The sequence below is a fragment of the Caulobacter sp. D5 genome, from assembly GCF_003185805.1.
Taxonomy (GTDB): Bacteria; Pseudomonadota; Alphaproteobacteria; order Caulobacterales; family Caulobacteraceae; genus Caulobacter.
Genome location: NZ_QHJY01000244.1, coordinates 1 through 15,409, shown reverse-complemented (window position 1 = coordinate 15,409; position 15,409 = coordinate 1). Strand labels below are relative to the sequence as shown.

The 15,409-nt window shown below is 69.2% G+C and carries 16 protein-coding genes; 12 read left to right on the top strand and 4 right to left on the bottom strand.

Going from position 1 to position 15,409, the window contains the following annotated elements; translation table 11 throughout:
* Positions 1 to 91 precede the first annotated feature (91 nt).
* The 10 genes from DMC18_RS16220 (at position 92) to rnr (ending at position 10,977) form a co-directional block, all read left to right on the top strand.
* Positions 92 to 1,087, top strand: a complete 996-nt coding sequence (locus DMC18_RS16220; protein WP_110119068.1) for an aspartate carbamoyltransferase catalytic subunit — start codon at positions 92 to 94, stop codon at positions 1,085 to 1,087.
* A complete protein-coding gene (gene pyrC / locus DMC18_RS16215; protein WP_110119067.1) occupies positions 1,084 to 2,385 on the top strand; it encodes a dihydroorotase in 1,302 nt (433 codons plus the stop codon). The genes DMC18_RS16220 and pyrC overlap by 4 nt, the downstream gene beginning before the upstream one ends.
* Before the next feature lie 80 nt (positions 2,386 to 2,465).
* Entirely contained in the window at positions 2,466 to 2,810 is a 345-nt protein-coding gene (locus DMC18_RS16210) for a hypothetical protein (RefSeq protein ID WP_110119066.1), read from the top strand.
* Between the two features lie 125 nt (positions 2,811 to 2,935).
* Positions 2,936 to 3,583, top strand: a complete 648-nt coding sequence (gene plsY / locus DMC18_RS16205) for a glycerol-3-phosphate 1-O-acyltransferase PlsY (RefSeq protein ID WP_110119065.1) — start codon at positions 2,936 to 2,938, stop codon at positions 3,581 to 3,583.
* On the top strand, positions 3,583 to 4,680 hold the full coding sequence (gene dprA, locus DMC18_RS16200; protein ID WP_110133097.1) for a DNA-processing protein DprA: 1,098 nt from the start codon (positions 3,583 to 3,585) through the stop codon (positions 4,678 to 4,680). The genes plsY and dprA overlap by 1 nt, the downstream gene beginning before the upstream one ends.
* Positions 4,681 to 4,718: 38 nt before the next feature.
* Positions 4,719 to 5,018, top strand: a complete 300-nt coding sequence (locus DMC18_RS16195; protein ID WP_110119062.1) for a BrnT family toxin — start codon at positions 4,719 to 4,721, stop codon at positions 5,016 to 5,018.
* A gap of 25 nt (positions 5,019 to 5,043) precedes the next feature.
* A complete protein-coding gene (locus tag DMC18_RS16190; RefSeq protein ID WP_110119061.1) occupies positions 5,044 to 5,331 on the top strand; it encodes a DNA-binding transcriptional regulator in 288 nt (95 codons plus the stop codon).
* 160 nt (positions 5,332 to 5,491) lie between these two features.
* Positions 5,492 to 8,167, top strand: a complete 2,676-nt coding sequence (gene topA, locus DMC18_RS16185; protein WP_110119060.1) for a type I DNA topoisomerase — start codon at positions 5,492 to 5,494, stop codon at positions 8,165 to 8,167.
* A gap of 32 nt (positions 8,168 to 8,199) precedes the next feature.
* On the top strand, positions 8,200 to 8,574 hold the full coding sequence (locus DMC18_RS16180) for a hypothetical protein (protein ID WP_110119059.1): 375 nt from the start codon (positions 8,200 to 8,202) through the stop codon (positions 8,572 to 8,574).
* A 45-nt stretch (positions 8,575 to 8,619) separates the two neighbouring features.
* Positions 8,620 to 10,977, top strand: a complete 2,358-nt coding sequence (gene rnr / locus DMC18_RS16175) for a ribonuclease R (RefSeq protein WP_110119058.1) — start codon at positions 8,620 to 8,622, stop codon at positions 10,975 to 10,977.
* A gap of 138 nt (positions 10,978 to 11,115) precedes the next feature.
* Here the strand turns inward: rnr and DMC18_RS16170 are convergent, their stop codons facing one another.
* The 3 genes from DMC18_RS16170 to DMC18_RS16160 all read right to left on the bottom strand — a co-directional run bounded on the left by DMC18_RS16170 (position 11,116) and on the right by DMC18_RS16160 (position 13,578).
* A complete protein-coding gene (locus DMC18_RS16170; RefSeq protein ID WP_233248180.1) occupies positions 11,116 to 11,376 on the bottom strand; it encodes a DUF2164 domain-containing protein in 261 nt (86 codons plus the stop codon).
* On the bottom strand, positions 11,355 to 12,287 hold the full coding sequence (gene argF, locus DMC18_RS16165) for an ornithine carbamoyltransferase (protein ID WP_110119057.1): 933 nt from the start codon (positions 12,285 to 12,287) through the stop codon (positions 11,355 to 11,357). The genes DMC18_RS16170 and argF overlap by 22 nt, the downstream gene beginning before the upstream one ends.
* A 76-nt stretch (positions 12,288 to 12,363) precedes the next feature.
* Positions 12,364 to 13,578 (bottom strand): aspartate aminotransferase family protein, encoded by a 1,215-nt coding sequence (locus tag DMC18_RS16160; RefSeq protein WP_110119056.1) that lies wholly within the window; start codon positions 13,576 to 13,578, stop codon positions 12,364 to 12,366.
* A 218-nt stretch (positions 13,579 to 13,796) separates the two neighbouring features.
* On the opposite strand from DMC18_RS16160, the gene DMC18_RS16155 reads away from it, so the two are divergent.
* Positions 13,797 to 14,204 (top strand): YbaY family lipoprotein, encoded by a 408-nt coding sequence (locus DMC18_RS16155; protein WP_110119055.1) that lies wholly within the window; start codon positions 13,797 to 13,799, stop codon positions 14,202 to 14,204.
* 3 nt (positions 14,205 to 14,207) lie between these two features.
* Here DMC18_RS16155 and DMC18_RS16150 read toward each other — a convergent pair whose 3' ends face one another.
* Positions 14,208 to 15,029 (bottom strand): ABC transporter permease, encoded by an 822-nt coding sequence (locus DMC18_RS16150; protein ID WP_110119054.1) that lies wholly within the window; start codon positions 15,027 to 15,029, stop codon positions 14,208 to 14,210.
* 240 nt (positions 15,030 to 15,269) lie between these two features.
* Between DMC18_RS16150 and DMC18_RS16145 the strand changes: the two genes are divergently transcribed.
* Positions 15,270 to 15,409 (top strand): GcrA family cell cycle regulator (locus DMC18_RS16145; RefSeq protein WP_304538944.1); only part of this gene is annotated, 140 nt, incomplete at its 3' end.

Below are 15,409 nucleotides of genomic sequence, written 5' to 3'. Positions count from 1 at the left end.
GGGAGAGGTTGAGATTAGCGCGGCTCAATCTAGAGATGCAATTCCAGCACATCCTTCCCTTCCCCGCCAAAGCCGCCTATGACGCGGGCTCATGACGGCTTCAGCCCATGACCCGAGCGCGGCGATCGAAACGATCCGCAAGCGCCTCTTCTCGTTCCCCAAGCGGCACTTCCTTTCGGCGGGCGATCTCAACGCCCCCCAGGCGGCCGATCTCCTGGATCTGGCCGACGCCTTCGTGGCGCTGAACCGGCAGACGTCCAAGTCCCTCGACCTGCTCAAGGGACGGACGCTGATGAACCTGTTCTTCGAGAACAGCACCCGCACCCAGAGCTCGTTCGAGCTGGCCGGCAAGCGGCTGGGCGCCGACGTCGTCAACATGAACCCCAAGACCTCGTCGGTGGCCAAGGGCGAGACCCTGATCGACACGGCCGTGACGCTGAACGCCATGCGGCCCGACCTGCTGATCGTGCGCCACGCCTCTTCGGGCGCGGCGTCCCTGCTCAGCCAGAAGGTCAGCGGCAGCGTCGTCAACGCCGGCGACGGCCAGCATGAGCACCCGACCCAGGCCCTGCTCGACGCCCTGTCGATCCGTCGCGCCTTCGGCCGCGTCTCGGGCCTGACCGTGGCCATCTGCGGCGACGTGCTGCACAGCCGCGTGGCGCGCTCCAACGTCGCCCTCCTCCAGATTCTCGGCGCCAGCGTGCGCCTTGTGGGCCCGCCCACCCTGATGCCGGCCCAGGCCGAGCGCTGGGGCGTGACCGTGCACCACGACATGAAGTCGGGCCTGGCCGGGGTCGACGTGGTGATGATGCTGCGCCTGCAGCTGGAGCGGATGCAGGGCGGCTTCGTGCCCTCGACCCGCGAATACTTCCGCTTCTACGGCCTGGACCGCGAGAAGCTGGCCCGCGCCGCGCCGGGGGCCAAGGTCATGCACCCGGGGCCGATGAACCGGGGCGTGGAGATCGACAGCGACGTCGCCGACGATCCCGCCGTCAGCCTGATCCAGGACCAGGTCGAGATGGGCGTCGCCGCCCGCATGGCCGTGCTCGCCGCCCTCGCCCACCGTCTAGAGGAGGAAGGCCGATGACCGCGCCCCAGCCGCTCGCCTTCGTCAACGCCCGCGTGGTGGACCCCGAAAGCGGCTATGACGGCCCCGGCGGGGTCATCGTCTCCGAAGGCGTCATCGCCGACGTGGCCAAGGGCCGCGAGTTCGGCAAGCTGACCAAGGGCGTGCGCGTCATCGACTGCGGCGGCGCGATGCTGGCCCCGGGCCTGATCGACCTGCGGGTCAAGACCGGCGAACCGGGCGCCGAGACCAAGGAAACCCTGGCCAGCGCCGCCCGCGCGGCCGCGGCCGGCGGCGTCACCAGCTTCGTCGTCCAGCCCGACACCGATCCGGCCGTCGACGATCCCAGCACGGTCGACTTCCTGCTGCGCCGGGCGCGCGATATCGACAGCGCCCGCATCCTCTGCGCCGGCGCGGCCACCAAGGGTCTCAGGGGCGAGGAGATGGCCGAGATCGGCCTCATGCGCGAGGCCGGCTGCGTCTACGTCACCGACGCCGACCGTCCGATCGCCGACAGCAAGGTCATGCAGCGCCTGCTGACCTATGCGAAGGGCTTCGACACCATCCTGGCCCACCGCCCGCTCGACCCGTGGCTGGCCAAGGGCGGGGCTGCGACCGGCGGCGAGTTCGCCGCCCGCATGGGCCTGCCGTCGATCTCGCCGATGGCCGAGCGGATCATGCTGGAGCGCGACGTCGCCCTGCTCGAAGCCACCGGCGGCCGCCTGCTGGTCGACCAGGTGACGAGCGCCCAGGCGCTGGAGACCCTGGGCCGCGCCAAGGCCCGGGGCCTGCGCATCCACGCCAGCGTGTCGATCAACCACCTGTGTTTCAACGAGCTGGACATCGGCGACTACCGCACCTTCGCCAAGCTGACCCCGCCCCTGCGCGGCGAGGACGACCGCCAGGCCCTGATCGAGGCCCTGGCCGACGGCCTGATCGACATCGTCGTCTCGGCTCACGCCCCGGCTCCGGCCGAGGACAAGCGCCTCCCGTTCGACCAGGCGGCTCCGGGCGCCGTGGGTCTGGAAACCCTGCTGCCGGCGCTGCTGGGTCTCTATCACGACGAGCGCCTGCCGCTGATCGACCTGATCAAGGCGGTGACCCTGTCGCCGGCCAGCTTGCTTGGCCTGCAGACCGGCCGCATAGCACCGGGGGCTCCGGCCGACCTGGTGCTGTGCGACCTCGACGCCCCGATCATCGTCGATGCGGCCAAGCTGCTGTCGAAGTCGAAGAACTCGCCCTTCGACGGCCGCAGGCTGCAGGGCCAGGTGCTGATGACCGTGGTCGACGGTCGCGTGGTGCATCGCGCCGAGGGCTGAGGCCGGAACTGGCGCAAGACCCCTGGAAGTCGCAAGCGCAGCCGCCTAGGTTGCGCCCCATCAACCAGGGGGCTTACTCAATGCGAATCTTTTCCGGCGCGCCGATCGCGGCCGCTCTTCTGCTCGCCGCCACGGCCATGGCGGCGCCGTCGTCCGCGCTGGCCGTCACCCAATGCCAGGGACAGGTCCTGCGCATCTTCGCCGGCGACGGCGGGCATATCTACATCTTCCTGAAGACCAGCGCGGGAGAAGGCCCCGCCGGCGTGCTCACGCCCAGCGATCCCAATCGCGACGCCATCCTGTCGATGGCGATGACGGCCCAGGCTCAGAAGCGAGACGTCATCATGCGGTTCACCGCCGACGGCCTGTCGTGCACGACCGTCACGGCGCGCTTCGACTTCGTCGGCATGTACCTGGAACCCTGACGGATCCGGCGAGGCTTCCCAAACGCAGCGGTTCGCCACGGCGCAGAAGCGCTATAAGAGGCGCAAACAGGCTTGCCTCATCGGTGAAGCTTGGCCATGGTTCGCTCGCGCAAAGGTAGCATTTCTTGGAAAGCCTCGCCCCCGTCGTCTATCTGACCCTCGCGATCGCCGTGATCGGGGGCTACCTGCTGGGCTCGATCCCGTTCGGCCTGATCGCCACGCGCCTGGGCGGCGCCGGCGACATCCGCAAGATCGGCTCGGGCAACATCGGCGCGACCAACGTACTGCGCTCGGGCCGCAAGGACCTGGCGGCCATCACCCTGCTGGGCGACGGCGGCAAGGGCGCGGTGGCGGTGGGCCTGGCCCACTGGCTGAGCCACGGCAATCCGGCGATCGTCGCCCTGGCCGGGGGCGCGGCCTTCGCCGGCCACATCTTCCCCGTCTGGCTGAAGTTCAACGGCGGCAAGGGCGTGGCCACCTTCTACGGCGTGCTGCTGGCCGCCGCTTGGCCGGTGGGCCTGCTGGCCGCGGCGACCTGGCTGGCCGTGGCGATCCTGTTCCGCATCAGCTCGCTGGCCGCCCTGACCGCCGCCGCCCTGGCCGCGCCCTTCGCCCTGGCCACCGACCGGCCCTATCCGATCCTGGGCCTGTGCCTGTTCATGGCCGTGCTGATCTACATCCGCCACAAGGACAACATCCGCCGGCTGCTCAAGGGCGAGGAGCCCCGGATCGGCAAGAAGAAGACGGCCGAGACGCCGCCGCCCGAAGCCTGATGACGCGGGGCCTCTCGGACAAGGAACGCCTGGCCTGGCTTCGCCTGGCGCGCACCGAGACGGTCGGCCCTGTCGCCTTCGACCACCTTCTTCAGCGCTTCGGCTCGCCCGAGCGGGCGCTGATCGCCCTGCCCGATCTGGCCCGTCGGGCGGGCCGCGCGGCCCCGCTGCGGCCGCCGCCGGAAGACGAGATCCTGCGCGAACTCGAAGACGGCGCGCGCCTCGGCGCCCGTCTCATCTGCGCCTGCGAACCCGACTTCCCGCACCGCCTGGCGAGCCTTGATCCACCGCCGCCGGTGGTCTGGGCGCTCGGCCACTACGAACTTCTGCCCCAGCCCGGCATCGCCATCGTCGGCGCCCGCATCGCCTCGGCCGCCGGCCAGCGCTTCGCCAGGCAACTGGCCGCGGAGCTGGGCCAGCACGGCCTCGTCGTGGTCTCGGGCCTGGCGCGCGGCGTCGACGGGGCGGCCCACGAGGGTTCGCTGTCGACCGGCACGATCGCCGTGCTCGGCGGCGGCATCGCCGACATCTATCCGCCCGAGCACGCCTCCCTGCACGCCCGCATCGCGCAGGACGGCTGCATCGTCAGCGAGAGCGCCCCGCTGCGCCGCGCCCAGGCCAAGGACTTCCCCCGCCGCAACCGCATCATCTCGGGCCTGTCGCTGGGCGTCGTCGTGGTCGAGGCCGAGCTGAAGTCCGGCTCGCTGATCACCGCCCGCCTGGCCGCCGAGCAGGGCCGCGACGTCTTCGCCGTGCCAGGCTCGCCGCTCGACCCGCGCGCCAAGGGCCCCAACGACCTGATCCGCCAGGGCGCGATCCTGTGCGAGGGCGTCGAGGACGTGCTGCGCTCGCTGTCGGCCTCGCCCTCGATGCGCGAGCGAGACCGGACCTGGGATCCGGACGAAGCTGCCAACGACCTCGACCACGACGCCCTGCGCGAGCGTCTGGACGCCCTGCTCTCGCCCACCCCCGTCTCGCGCGACGAACTGGTGCGGGCGACCAAGGCCCCGACCTCGGCGGTGATGGCGGCGCTGGTGGAACTGGCCCTGGCCGACCGGGCCGAGCTGCTGCCGGGCGGGATGGTGGCGGGGGTCTGAAAGACGTCCGATTGCCCTAAGTACTGGATACCCGTACTATGGAAGTCACCTTCGAGTGGGACATCGAAAAGGCTCGCATCAATCTCGCCAAGCATGGCGTAAGCTTCGAGGACGCCTGTTTCGCGATCCTGGACGAGCACCGCATCGAGGAGATCGACGACCGTTTCGACTACGAGGAGGAACGGCTGCGGATCATCGGCCTGAGTTCGCTAAACCTGTTGTTCGTGGTGACCATCGCCCATGACGAAACCCACTACCGGCTCATCTCGGCCCGCACCGCCTCCCGGGACGAAGCGGATCGTTATTTCAGCGGAAAACCCGAACCCGCCCAAGGGTGACACGGACTGGGCGCGCCTGCGGTCGATGACCGAGGAAGAGCGGATGGCCGCGGCCCTGTCCGATCCCGACGCCCAGCCGCTCACCAAGGAGGAGTTGGCGCGCTTCAAGCGGGTGAACCTGATCAAAGGTATCCGGACGAAACTCTGCATGACCCAGGTCGAGTTCGCCGAGGCCTTTCAACTCCCGCTAGCCACCGTCCGCGACTGGGAACAGGAGCGCACGACGCCCGACGCTCCTGCCCGAGCGCTGCTGAAGGCCATCGCGGCCGATCCCGAAACCGTGCGCCGACTGATCAACGGTCAAGCCGCATGACGGCCTCTCTCTAAAGAGAGAGATCGACAGGCGACACTTGGGCAATTGCGAAGGTTCGCACAGCCGCCGTTGACATTGTCATAGGCTCGCCCCCACTTTCCGGCGCTCGCCCCCTGGTTCGCTTCGGTGGGCGGTCCACCTCCCCTAGCCCAGAGTCGTAATGAACGTCGTCGTCGTCGAGAGCCCGGCCAAGGCCAAGACCATCAACAAGTACCTCGGGTCCGACTACACGGTTCTGGCCTCCTACGGGCACATCCGCGATCTGCCCAGCAAGGACGGCTCGGTCGAGCCCGACAACGACTTCGCCATGAGCTGGGAGGTCGACGCCAAGTCGTCCAAGCGCATCTCCGACATCGTCGATGCGCTGAAGAAGGCCGACCGCCTGATCCTCGCCACCGACCCGGATCGCGAAGGCGAGGCGATCAGCTGGCACGTGCTCGAGGTGCTGAACAAGAAGAAGGCGCTGAAGGACAAGCAGATCCAGCGCGTCACCTTCAACGCCATCACCAAGTCGGCGGTGACCGAGGCCATGCGCGCCCCGCGCGACCTCGACATGGAGCTGGTCGAGGCCTACCTGGCCCGCCGCGCCCTCGACTACCTCGTCGGCTTCACCCTCTCGCCGGTGCTGTGGCGCAAGCTGCCTGGCAGCCGCTCGGCCGGCCGCGTGCAGTCGGTGGCCCTGCGCCTGGTCGTCGACCGCGAGCTCGAGATCGAGCGCTTCCGGACCCAGGAATACTGGACCGTCGACGCCGACGTCTCGGCCGGCTCCGATCCGTTCCTGGCGCGCCTGGTCAAGCACGACGGCAAGAAGCTCACCAAGTTCGACCTCGGCAACGAGACCTCGGCCCTGGCCGCCAAGGCCGCCGTGCAGGCCGCGACCTTCAAGGTCGAGGCGGTCGAGAAGAAGCCCGGCAAGCGCTCGCCCGCCCCGCCCTTCACCACCTCGACCCTGCAGCAGGAAGCCTCGCGCAAACTGGGCTTCTCGGCCCAGCGCACCATGCAGGCCGCCCAGAAGCTGTACGAAGGCATCGACATCGGCGGCGAGACCGTCGGTCTGATCACCTACATGCGTACCGACGGCGTCTCGATCGCGCCGGAAGGCATCGCCGACGCCCGCGACGTGATCGGCAGCGTCTACGGCAAGGACTACGTGCCGGACGTCCCGCGCCTCTACAAGTCGAAGGCCAAGAACGCCCAGGAGGCCCACGAAGCCATCCGCCCGACCAGCATGCGCCGCAACCCCGGCTCGCTGCGCCTGGATCCGGACCTGGGGCGCCTGTACGAGCTGATCTGGAAGCGCACCATCGCCTCGCAGATGGAAAGCGCCCGCATCGAGCGCACGACGGTCGACCTGGAAAGCCATGACGGCCGCACCGGCCTGCGCGCCACCGGCCAGGTCGTGCTGTTCCCCGGCTATCTGGCCGTCTACGAGGAAGGCCGCGACGACGAGGAGGGCGAAGACAGCGCCCGCCTGCCCGCCATCGTCGAAGGCTCGGCGGCCAAGGTCATCGAAGCCCGCGCCGACCAGCACTTCACCGAACCGCCCCCGCGCTATTCCGAAGCCAGCCTCGTCAAGAAGATGGAAGAGCTGGGCATCGGCCGTCCGTCGACCTACGCCTCGGTCCTGACCGTGCTGCGCGACCGCGAATACGTGCGGATGGAGAAGCAGCGCTTCATCCCCGAGGACAAGGGCCGCCTGGTCACCGCCTTCCTCGAGCAGTTCTTCCGCCGCTACGTGGAATACGACTTCACCGCCTCGCTGGAAGAGCGGCTCGACCTCGTCTCCGACGGCAAGCTCGACTGGAAGGAATTCCTGCGCGAGTTCTGGAAGGACTTCCACGCCGCCGTCGGCGAGATCGCCGAACTGCGCACCACCAACGTGCTCGACGCGCTGAACGACGCCCTGGGCCCGCACATCTTCCCCGACAAGGGCGACGGCTCGAACCCGCGCCTGTGCCCGACCTGCGGCTCGGGGATGCTGTCGCTGAAGACCGGCAAGTTCGGCGCCTTCATCGGCTGCTCGAACTATCCGGAGTGCCGCTACACCCGCCAGCTGGGCGTGGCCGAAGGCGACGGCGAGGCCGAGAGCGCCGACAAGGAACTGGGGATCAACCCCGCCACCGGCCGCGCCGTGTGGCTGAAGAACGGCCGCTTCGGCCCCTATGTCGAAGAGGTCGCCGCCGAGGGCGAGAAGCCCAAGCGCTCTTCCCTGCCCAAGGGCTGGACGCCGGCGGCCCTGGATCTGGAGAAGGCCCTGCGCCTGCTGTCCCTGCCGCGCGAGGTTGGCCAGCACCCGGACGACGGCAAGACCATCACGGCGGGCCTGGGGCGCTTCGGGCCGTTCGTGCTGCACGACGGCACCTACGCCAACCTGGAGAACGCCGAAGAGGTGTTCGACGTCGGCCTGAACCGCGCGGTCGCCATCCTGGCCGACAAGCGGGCGGGCGGCGGACGTCCGCAGCGCGCGGCCGCCGCGGCCCTGGCCGAACTGGGCGCCCACCCGGAAGACGGCAAGCCGGTGCGCGTGCTGTCGGGCCGCTTTGGTCCGTACATCAAGCACGGCGACACCAACGCCAACGTGCCCAAGGGCGCCGATCCGGCGGCCCTGACCCTGGCCGAGGCCGTGACCCTGCTGGCCGAGCGCGTCGCCAAGGGCGGCGGCAAGAAGCCGGCCAAGAAGGCCGCTGCGCCGAAGAAGGCTCCGGCCAAGGCTGCGAAAGCCGCCAAGGGGTCTGAAGACGACGCTGAGGCCAAGCCGAAGAAGGCGGCCGCCGCTAAGAAGCCGGCCGCCAAGAAGGCTCCGGCGAAGAAGGCCGCGGCCAAGACCGAGGCGTGACGAAGGGCAGTCGGGGGGAGTAGACTTTGGCCATGACCACGCTCGAACGTCCTCTGCCGCTGCCGCTGGTGGTGGTCCTGCTGTCGGCGGTCAGCGTCGTGGGCTTCGTTCTGGGGCTGCGCGGCGCGCTGGACACCGGCAAGCCGGCCGACGCGGTCTCGACCGCGCCGCTGGCCGAGGTCTCGGGCGTGCCGGTCAAGGACGCCTTGCCGGCCGCGGTCGAGGTGGAGGCCCCGCCTCCCCCGCCTGTGACCAAGCCGGTCGAGGAGACCCCCGAGCCGGTGGCGGCCGAGACCCCGCCGGTGGTCGAGGCCCCGCCGGCCCCGACGACGCCCGCCCCGGCCGAGAAAAAGCCCGAGGTTCCGCCGGCCCAGCAGGCGCCGCAGCGGATCGAGGACCTGTACTAGGTTCTCCTCGTTTCCTTCGCCCGGGAAACGGCTTAGACGAGGGGAATGGCCAAACCTCGCCTTCCCAAGACCGCTTCTCCGAAGACCGCGCGCCCCAAGACCGCTTCCCACAAGGTCGCGGCCAAGGATCGTCCGCCCGCGGGCCTGCCCGACAAGGAGACGCTGCTGGCGTTCCTGCGCGACGCCGGCGAGGCCGCCAAGGCCGACATCGCCCGTCACTTCGGCCTGAAGGGCGCCGATCGCCGCGCCCTGCGCGAAATGATCCGCGAGATGGAAGCGCAAGGCCAGCTGGGCAAGCGCGGCCGCCGCGGCTTCGCCGAAGCCGGCGCCCTGCCCCCGGTCGGCGTGGCCGACGTCATCGAGCGCGACGCCGACGGCGACCTGTTCGTCAAGCTGACCAAGGGCGACGAGGACGTTCCCCTGGTGCGCCTGGCCCCCGACCGCAATGAAGCCGCCGCCGGCGCGCCCGGCCTGGGCGACCGCCTGCTGGTGCGCTTCGAGAAGCTGGAAAGCGGCGAGTACGAGGCTCGCCTGATCAAGCGCCTGGGCCAGAGCGCCCACAAGGTGCTGGGCGTGATCCGCAAGGAGCGCCGCGAGATCCGCGTCCAGCCGGTCGATCGCAAGTCGAAGGACAGCTACGTCCTCGATCCCGGCCAGCCGGGCGTGACGGACCTGAAGGACGGCGACCTGGTGGTCGTGCAGCAGGCCGGCCACGCCGGGCGATATGGCCCCAAGCCGTGCCGCATTCTGGAGAAGGTCGGCAACGAGGAAGACCCCCGCGCCGCCTCGCTGATCGCCATCCACAGCCACGGCATCCCCACCGGCTTCTCCGAGGAAGCCGAGCAGGAAGCCAAGGCCGCCAGGGAACCCACGCTGGCGGGCCGCGAAGACCTGCGCGACCTGCCGTTCGTGACCATCGATCCGGTCGACGCCCGCGACCACGACGACGCCGTCTACGCCCATCCCGACGACGCCGAGAACAACAAGGGCGGCTGGATCGTCTGGGTCGCCATCGCCGACGTCGCCGCCTATGTGCGCCCGGGCTCGGCCCTGGACCGCGACGCCCGCGACAAGGGCAACAGCGTCTACTTCCCCGACCGGGTGGAGCCGATGCTGCCCGAGACCCTGTCGAACGGCCTGTGCTCGCTGCGTGAAGGCGAGAACCGCGCGACCCTGGCCGTGCGGATGGTGTTCGACAAGACCGGCCGCAAGACCAGCCACCGCTTCGTGCGCGGCCTGATGCGCAGCGCCGCCAAGCTCTCTTACGAGCAGGCCCAGGCCGCCATCGACGGAACCCCGCCGCCGGCCGGCCAGGATCCCGACAAGGCCCCGCCCCTGCTGGACGCGATCCTGACGCCGCTGTGGGAGGCCTTCCGCCTGATGGGCCGGGGCCGCGAGCAGCGCTCGCCCCTGGCTATCGAGAGCGACGAGCGTCGCATCGTCATCACCAAGGAAGGCGAGATCGCCTCGATCACCCGCCGCGCCAGCCTCGAAGCCCACAAGCTGATCGAGGAGATGATGATCCAGGCCAACGTCTCGGCCGCCGAGAGCCTGGAAGCCAAGCGCTCGCCGCTGATCTACCGCGTGCACGACACGCCCAGCCTGGAGAAACTGCAGAACCTCGCCGACTTCCTGCAGACCCTGGAGATCCGCTGGAACAAGGGCGAGGCCCCGCAGACCTCGCGCTTCAACAAGCTGCTGGAAGACACCCGCGAGAGCGCGCACGCGGCGATCATCAACGAGGTGGTCCTGCGGACCCAGATGCAGGCCCACTATTCCAGCGACAACATCGGCCACTTCGGCCTGAACCTGGCCAGGTACGCCCACTTCACCAGCCCGATCCGGCGCTATGCCGACCTGATCGTCCACCGCGGCCTGATCCGGGCCCTGGGACTGGGCGACGACGGCCTGACCGACCAGGACATCGCCCGCATCAAGGACACGGCCGAGGTCATCACCCACGCCGAGCGGCGGGCCATGGCCGCCGAGCGCGACGCCACCGACCGCTACATCGCCTCGTTCCTGGCCGACCGCGTGGGCGCGACCTTCAGCGGCCGCATCACCGGCGTCACCCGTTTCGGCCTCTTCGTGAAGCTGGACGAGACCGGCGCCGACGGCCTAGTGCCGATCTCGAACCTGGGCGAGGAATACTTCGTCCACGACGAGCGCCTGCACTCGCTGGTCGGCGAGCGCACCGGCAAGCGCTGGCCGCTGGGCCTGTCGGTCGAGATCCGCCTGCGCGAGGCCACGCCCGTGACCGGCGGCCTGCTGTTCGAGATGCTCAGCGACCCGGTGCCCGCGGATCCGAACCTGCCGCGGCCGCGGCTTGGGGCAAGGCGGCAGGCGGCAGTGAAGCCGCGCGGCGGACTGCCCAAGGGCGTGCGACGCGGCAAGCGGCGCTAGGACCCTCCCCCCGAAGGGGGAGGTGTCGGCGAAGCCGACGGAGGGGGATCTGTCTGCTGAGTTTGGAGCGGGGTGGGAGGCTAAAGCCTCTTCCCCCTCCGGCCCTTCGGGCCACCTCCCCCTTCAGGGGGAGGGTCTCTACTCGATCGGCTTCTCGATCTCGTAGACCACGTCGTCGAGCTTCTGCAGCATCAGGGTCTGCGCGTCGCGGACGCCCTGGTTGAAGAAGGCCGGCCCGAGCGTTTCGGACAGGAACTCCAGCAGGAAACCCGCCTCCAGGCCGCTGACCGGCCGATCGAGCTCGTCGCGCATGTAGAGCGTCAGCTTGCGCAGGACGGCCTCGCGGACGTCCTTGTCGAGCTCGATCTTGGCCATGATCAGCCGATCGCGCCGAAGCACCAGGCCAGGACGGACTTCTGGGCGTGGATGCGGTTCTCGGCCTCGTCCCAGGCCAGCGAGCGCGGGCCGTCGAGGACGGCGTCGGTGACTTCCTCGCCGCGGTGGGCCGGCAGGCAGTGCAGGAAGACGCCGTCGTTGGACAGGTCCATCAGGGCGTCGTCGACCTGATAGGGCTCCAGGGCCTTGAGGCGCTCGTCATGGTCGGTGTCGCCCATCGAGACCCAGGTGTCGGCCACGACCACGTCGGAACCGCGCACGGCCTCCTTGGGGTCTTCCATCATCGTCACCTTGCCGTTCAGGCCGGCGGCGCGGGCCAGGTCGTGCAGGTCGGCGTGGTAGACGCTCGGGCAGGCGATCTTCAGCTCGAAGCCCAGCAGCGGGGCCGCATGGATGAAGCTGGAGCAGACGTTGTTGCCATCGCCCACCCAGGCGATGGTCTTGCCGCCGATGTCGCCGCGATGCTCCTCGATGGTGAGGATGTCGGCCATGATCTGGCAGGGGTGGCTCTTGTCGGTCAGGCCGTTGATCACCGGCACGGTCGAGACCTGGGCGAAGCGCTCGACGTCGGCGTGGCTGTTGGCGCGGATCATCACCGCGTCGACCATGCGCGAGAGCACCTTGGCGGTGTCCTCGATGGTCTCGCCGCGGCCCAGCTGCATGTCCGACGAGGTCGAGATGATCGCCGAACCGCCGAGCTGGCGCATGGCCGCGTCGAAAGAGAAGCGGGTGCGGGTCGAGTTCTTCTGGAAGATCATCGACAGCACATGGTCCTTGGCCGGGGCGTCGGCGTCGACGCGGCCCTTGGGCCAGCCCTTGCGTGCGGTCTTGCGGGTCTTGGCGTCCTCCAGGATCAGGCGCAGCGTGGCGCCGTCGAGCTTCCAGAGGTCGATGAAGTGGCGGGGGGCGGTCATCTCAGGCCACCTTTCCGGAATGAGCTGAAGTGGACGCCTCCGCCGCTGGGACGGAGGCGTCGGGTCAGGGATGCGATCAGGCCGCCGCTTGGGCGCGGACGACCTCGCAGGTCTTTTCGAGCTTGGCCACGGCCTCCTGGGCCTCGGCCAGCGTCAGGTTCAGCGGCGGCAGCAGGCGCACGCAGTTGTCGCCGCCGCCGGCCACCAGCAGCTTCTGGTCGCGGGCCAGGGCCATGAACTCGCGGTTGTTCGAGGCCAGCTTGATGCCGATCAGCAGGCCCTTGCCGCGCACGTCGAGCACGACGTCCGGGAAGCGGTCCTTCAGGCCGTTCAGTTGCTGGGTGAAGTAGCCGGCGATGGTCTTCACGTTGTCGAGGATCTCGGGCGTGTTGATCGCATCGAAGGCCGCCGCACCCACCGCCATGGCCAGCGGGTTGCCGCCGTAGGTCGAGCCGTGAGTACCGGGGGTCATGCCGCGCGCGCCCTCGGTCGAGGCCAGGCACGCGCCGACCGGGAAGCCGCCGCCCAGGGCCTTGGCCACGCACATGATGTCGGGCTCAGCGCCTTCCGCCCACTCGTGGGCGAAGAGCTTGCCGGTCCGGCCCATGCCGCTCTGCACCTCGTCGAAGATCAGCAGGACGCCGGCTTCGCGGGTGATCTCGCGCAGTTCGACCAGCTGGGCCTCGGTCAGCGACCGCGCCCCGCCCTCGCCCTGCACGGGCTCGATGATGACGCCGGCCGTGGTCGGGCCGATGGCGGCCTTCAGGGCCTCCAGGTCGCCGAACGGCAGCTGGATGAAGCCCGGCAGGCGCGGGCCGAAGCCGTCCAGATAGCCGGCGTTGCCCGAGGCGTTGACCGCCGCGTACGAGCGGCCGTGGAACGAGCCGTCGAAGCCGATGATGTCGATCCGCTCCGGATTGCCGGCCACCGCGTGATAGCGGCGGGCGGCCTTCAGGGCGCACTCGATCGCCTCGGTGCCCGAGTTGGTGAAGAACACCACGTCGGCGAAGGTGGCCGCGCACAGCTTGTCGGCCAGCACTTCCTGCTCGGGGATCGTGTAGATGTTGGAGACGTGCCAGAGCTTCTCGCCCTGGGTCTTCAGCGCCTCGACCAGGGTCGGGTGAGCGTGGCCCAGGCCGCAGGTGGCGATGCCCGCCACGCAGTCCAGGTACTCTTCGCCGGTGGTCGAGAACAGTCGCGCGCCTCGGCCTCGCTCGAACGCCAGCGGGGCGCGGCTGTAGACGCCCATGATGTGGTGTTGCGAGGGGTTCGACGACGTCGCAGTGCTCAAAGCGGCCTCCCAAAAGGCAAGAAGCCCCCGGGCTTTCGCGCGGGGACTGGAAGGCCCGACGTTGTCGGCGGGAAGTCCCGGTCTGTCAATGAAATGACCGTGAATTTTGGACGTCAGGGCGCCGGGGACACACCCTGGCGACGCGGGACCGCTACCTTGCCACCGCCGAGCGATCCGTCCTAAGCCTTGGACAGGGGGAGATGCTCGGAGGATCCGCGATGAAGGCCGCCCTGCCCCTTGCCCTGATCGCCTTGGCCGCCCTTCCCGGCTGCGCCTCGACGACCGCCCCGCCCGCTCCGGCCGCCGTCACCGGAACCGTGGTCTGGCGCGAGCGGCTCATGCTGCCGCCGACCACGAAGGTGATCGTGCGCCTGCAGGACGTCAGCCTGGCCGACGCCCCCGCCAAGGTGCTGGCCGAGGACGTGATCGAAGGCGTCCGCGCCCCGCCGGCGGCGTTCAAGCTGGCCTACGACCCGGCGTCGATCGTTGCGAACCACCGCTACTCGGTGTCGGCCCGCGTGGAAGTGGACGGTCAGCTGCGCTTCATCAACGACACCCACATCGCCGTCATCAACGACGGCCCGACCAGCGGGGTCGAGGTGCTGGTCAAGGGCGTGGGGCGGTAGCCCTCAGCTCTTCAGGCGATACCCGCTGCGGAACAGCGCCCAGCACCACAGGAAGAGGCCGACCGTCAGCACGCCGGTGACCACCACGCCAATGGCGATCGAACCATCCGCATGGCCGATGAAGCCGTAGCGGAAGCCGTCGATCAAGTAGAAGAACGGGTTGAAGTGGCTGGCCGTGCGGAACGGCTCGGGCAGCTTGTCGACCAGGTAGAAGGTGCCCGACAGGAAGGTCATCGGCATGATGGCGAAGTTGGTCACCGCCGCCAGCTGGTCGAACTTCTCGGCCCACAGGCCGGCCAGCACGCCGGCCAGGCCCAGGATCAGGGCCGCGCCGATGGCGAAATAGAAGATCGCCCACAGGTGCGAGATCTGCAGGCCCGCGCCCGGCAGCACGCCGATCACGGCCGCCGTCACCGCGCCGACCACCACGCCGCGCGTCGCAGCCCCGAGGCCAAAGGCGGCCACCTGCTCCAGCGGGGTCAGGGGCGGCGTCAGGAAGTCCGACGTCAGGCCCATCATCTTGGCCTGGATCAGCGATGACGACGAGTTGGCGAAGGCGTTGTTGAGCACCGCCATCATGATCAGGCCGGGCGCCACGAAATGGCCGAAGGTCACGCCTTCGACCGCCGGGCGGCTGGCGCCGACCGCGACCACGAACACCAGCATGTAGAGCAGCGTGGTCACTACCGGGGCGGCCACGGTCTGCATGCCCACCTTCCAGAACCGGCGGATCTCGCGCTGGTAGAGGGTGAGGAACCCGCTCCAATTCCAGCCGTGATAGTCGCGCGGCTGCGGCGGAACGACGCTGTCTGCCATGTCTCTCATCGGCTCGATCCTGGAAATTCCTTCGCCATGTGCGCCCGGGAAGGGTCGGGCGCAAGCGTCCCGCTTCGAGAATCAATATATTGTTTCTGTGGACAGAGTACCTGGCGCCTATTGTGCGTCTTAACGCATTCTTTACACTATGTGGTAGGTCAGCCGCCGGCGGGGCGTGCTGTACACCAGATGTAGGGTCATGGCGAGGTGGGGTTCTCGTCGTGGCGCCTTTTTTAGGCGGAGAAGGCCATGAGCTGGACTGACGAACGGGTCTCCACCCTCAAGAAGCTTTGGCTGGACGGGCTGTCCGCCAGCCAGATCGCCAAACAACTCGGCGGGGTCACCCGCAACGCCGTGATCGGCAAGGTCCATCGTCTGGGCCTGTCGGG

Bases quoted from the DNA above. Each gene is read 5' to 3' on its own strand.
- DMC18_RS16155 (WP_110119055.1), top strand. From the start codon at position 13,797: ATGAAGGCCGCCCTGCCCCTTGCCCTGATCGCCTTGGCCGCCCTTCCC.
- DMC18_RS16150 (WP_110119054.1), bottom strand. From the start codon at position 15,029: ATGAGAGACATGGCAGACAGCGTCGTTCCGCCGCAGCCGCGCGACTAT.
- DMC18_RS16220 (WP_110119068.1), top strand. From the start codon at position 92: ATGACGGCTTCAGCCCATGACCCGAGCGCGGCGATCGAAACGATCCGC.
- DMC18_RS16180 (WP_110119059.1), top strand. From the start codon at position 8,200: ATGACCACGCTCGAACGTCCTCTGCCGCTGCCGCTGGTGGTGGTCCTG.
- topA (WP_110119060.1), top strand. From the start codon at position 5,492: ATGAACGTCGTCGTCGTCGAGAGCCCGGCCAAGGCCAAGACCATCAAC.
- dprA (WP_110133097.1), top strand. From the start codon at position 3,583: ATGACGCGGGGCCTCTCGGACAAGGAACGCCTGGCCTGGCTTCGCCTG.
- rnr (WP_110119058.1), top strand. From the start codon at position 8,620: ATGGCCAAACCTCGCCTTCCCAAGACCGCTTCTCCGAAGACCGCGCGC.
- DMC18_RS16210 (WP_110119066.1), top strand. From the start codon at position 2,466: ATGCGAATCTTTTCCGGCGCGCCGATCGCGGCCGCTCTTCTGCTCGCC.
- DMC18_RS16190 (WP_110119061.1), top strand. From the start codon at position 5,044: ATGACCGAGGAAGAGCGGATGGCCGCGGCCCTGTCCGATCCCGACGCC.
- pyrC (WP_110119067.1), top strand. From the start codon at position 1,084: ATGACCGCGCCCCAGCCGCTCGCCTTCGTCAACGCCCGCGTGGTGGAC.
- DMC18_RS16195 (WP_110119062.1), top strand. From the start codon at position 4,719: ATGGAAGTCACCTTCGAGTGGGACATCGAAAAGGCTCGCATCAATCTC.
- argF (WP_110119057.1), bottom strand. From the start codon at position 12,287: ATGACCGCCCCCCGCCACTTCATCGACCTCTGGAAGCTCGACGGCGCC.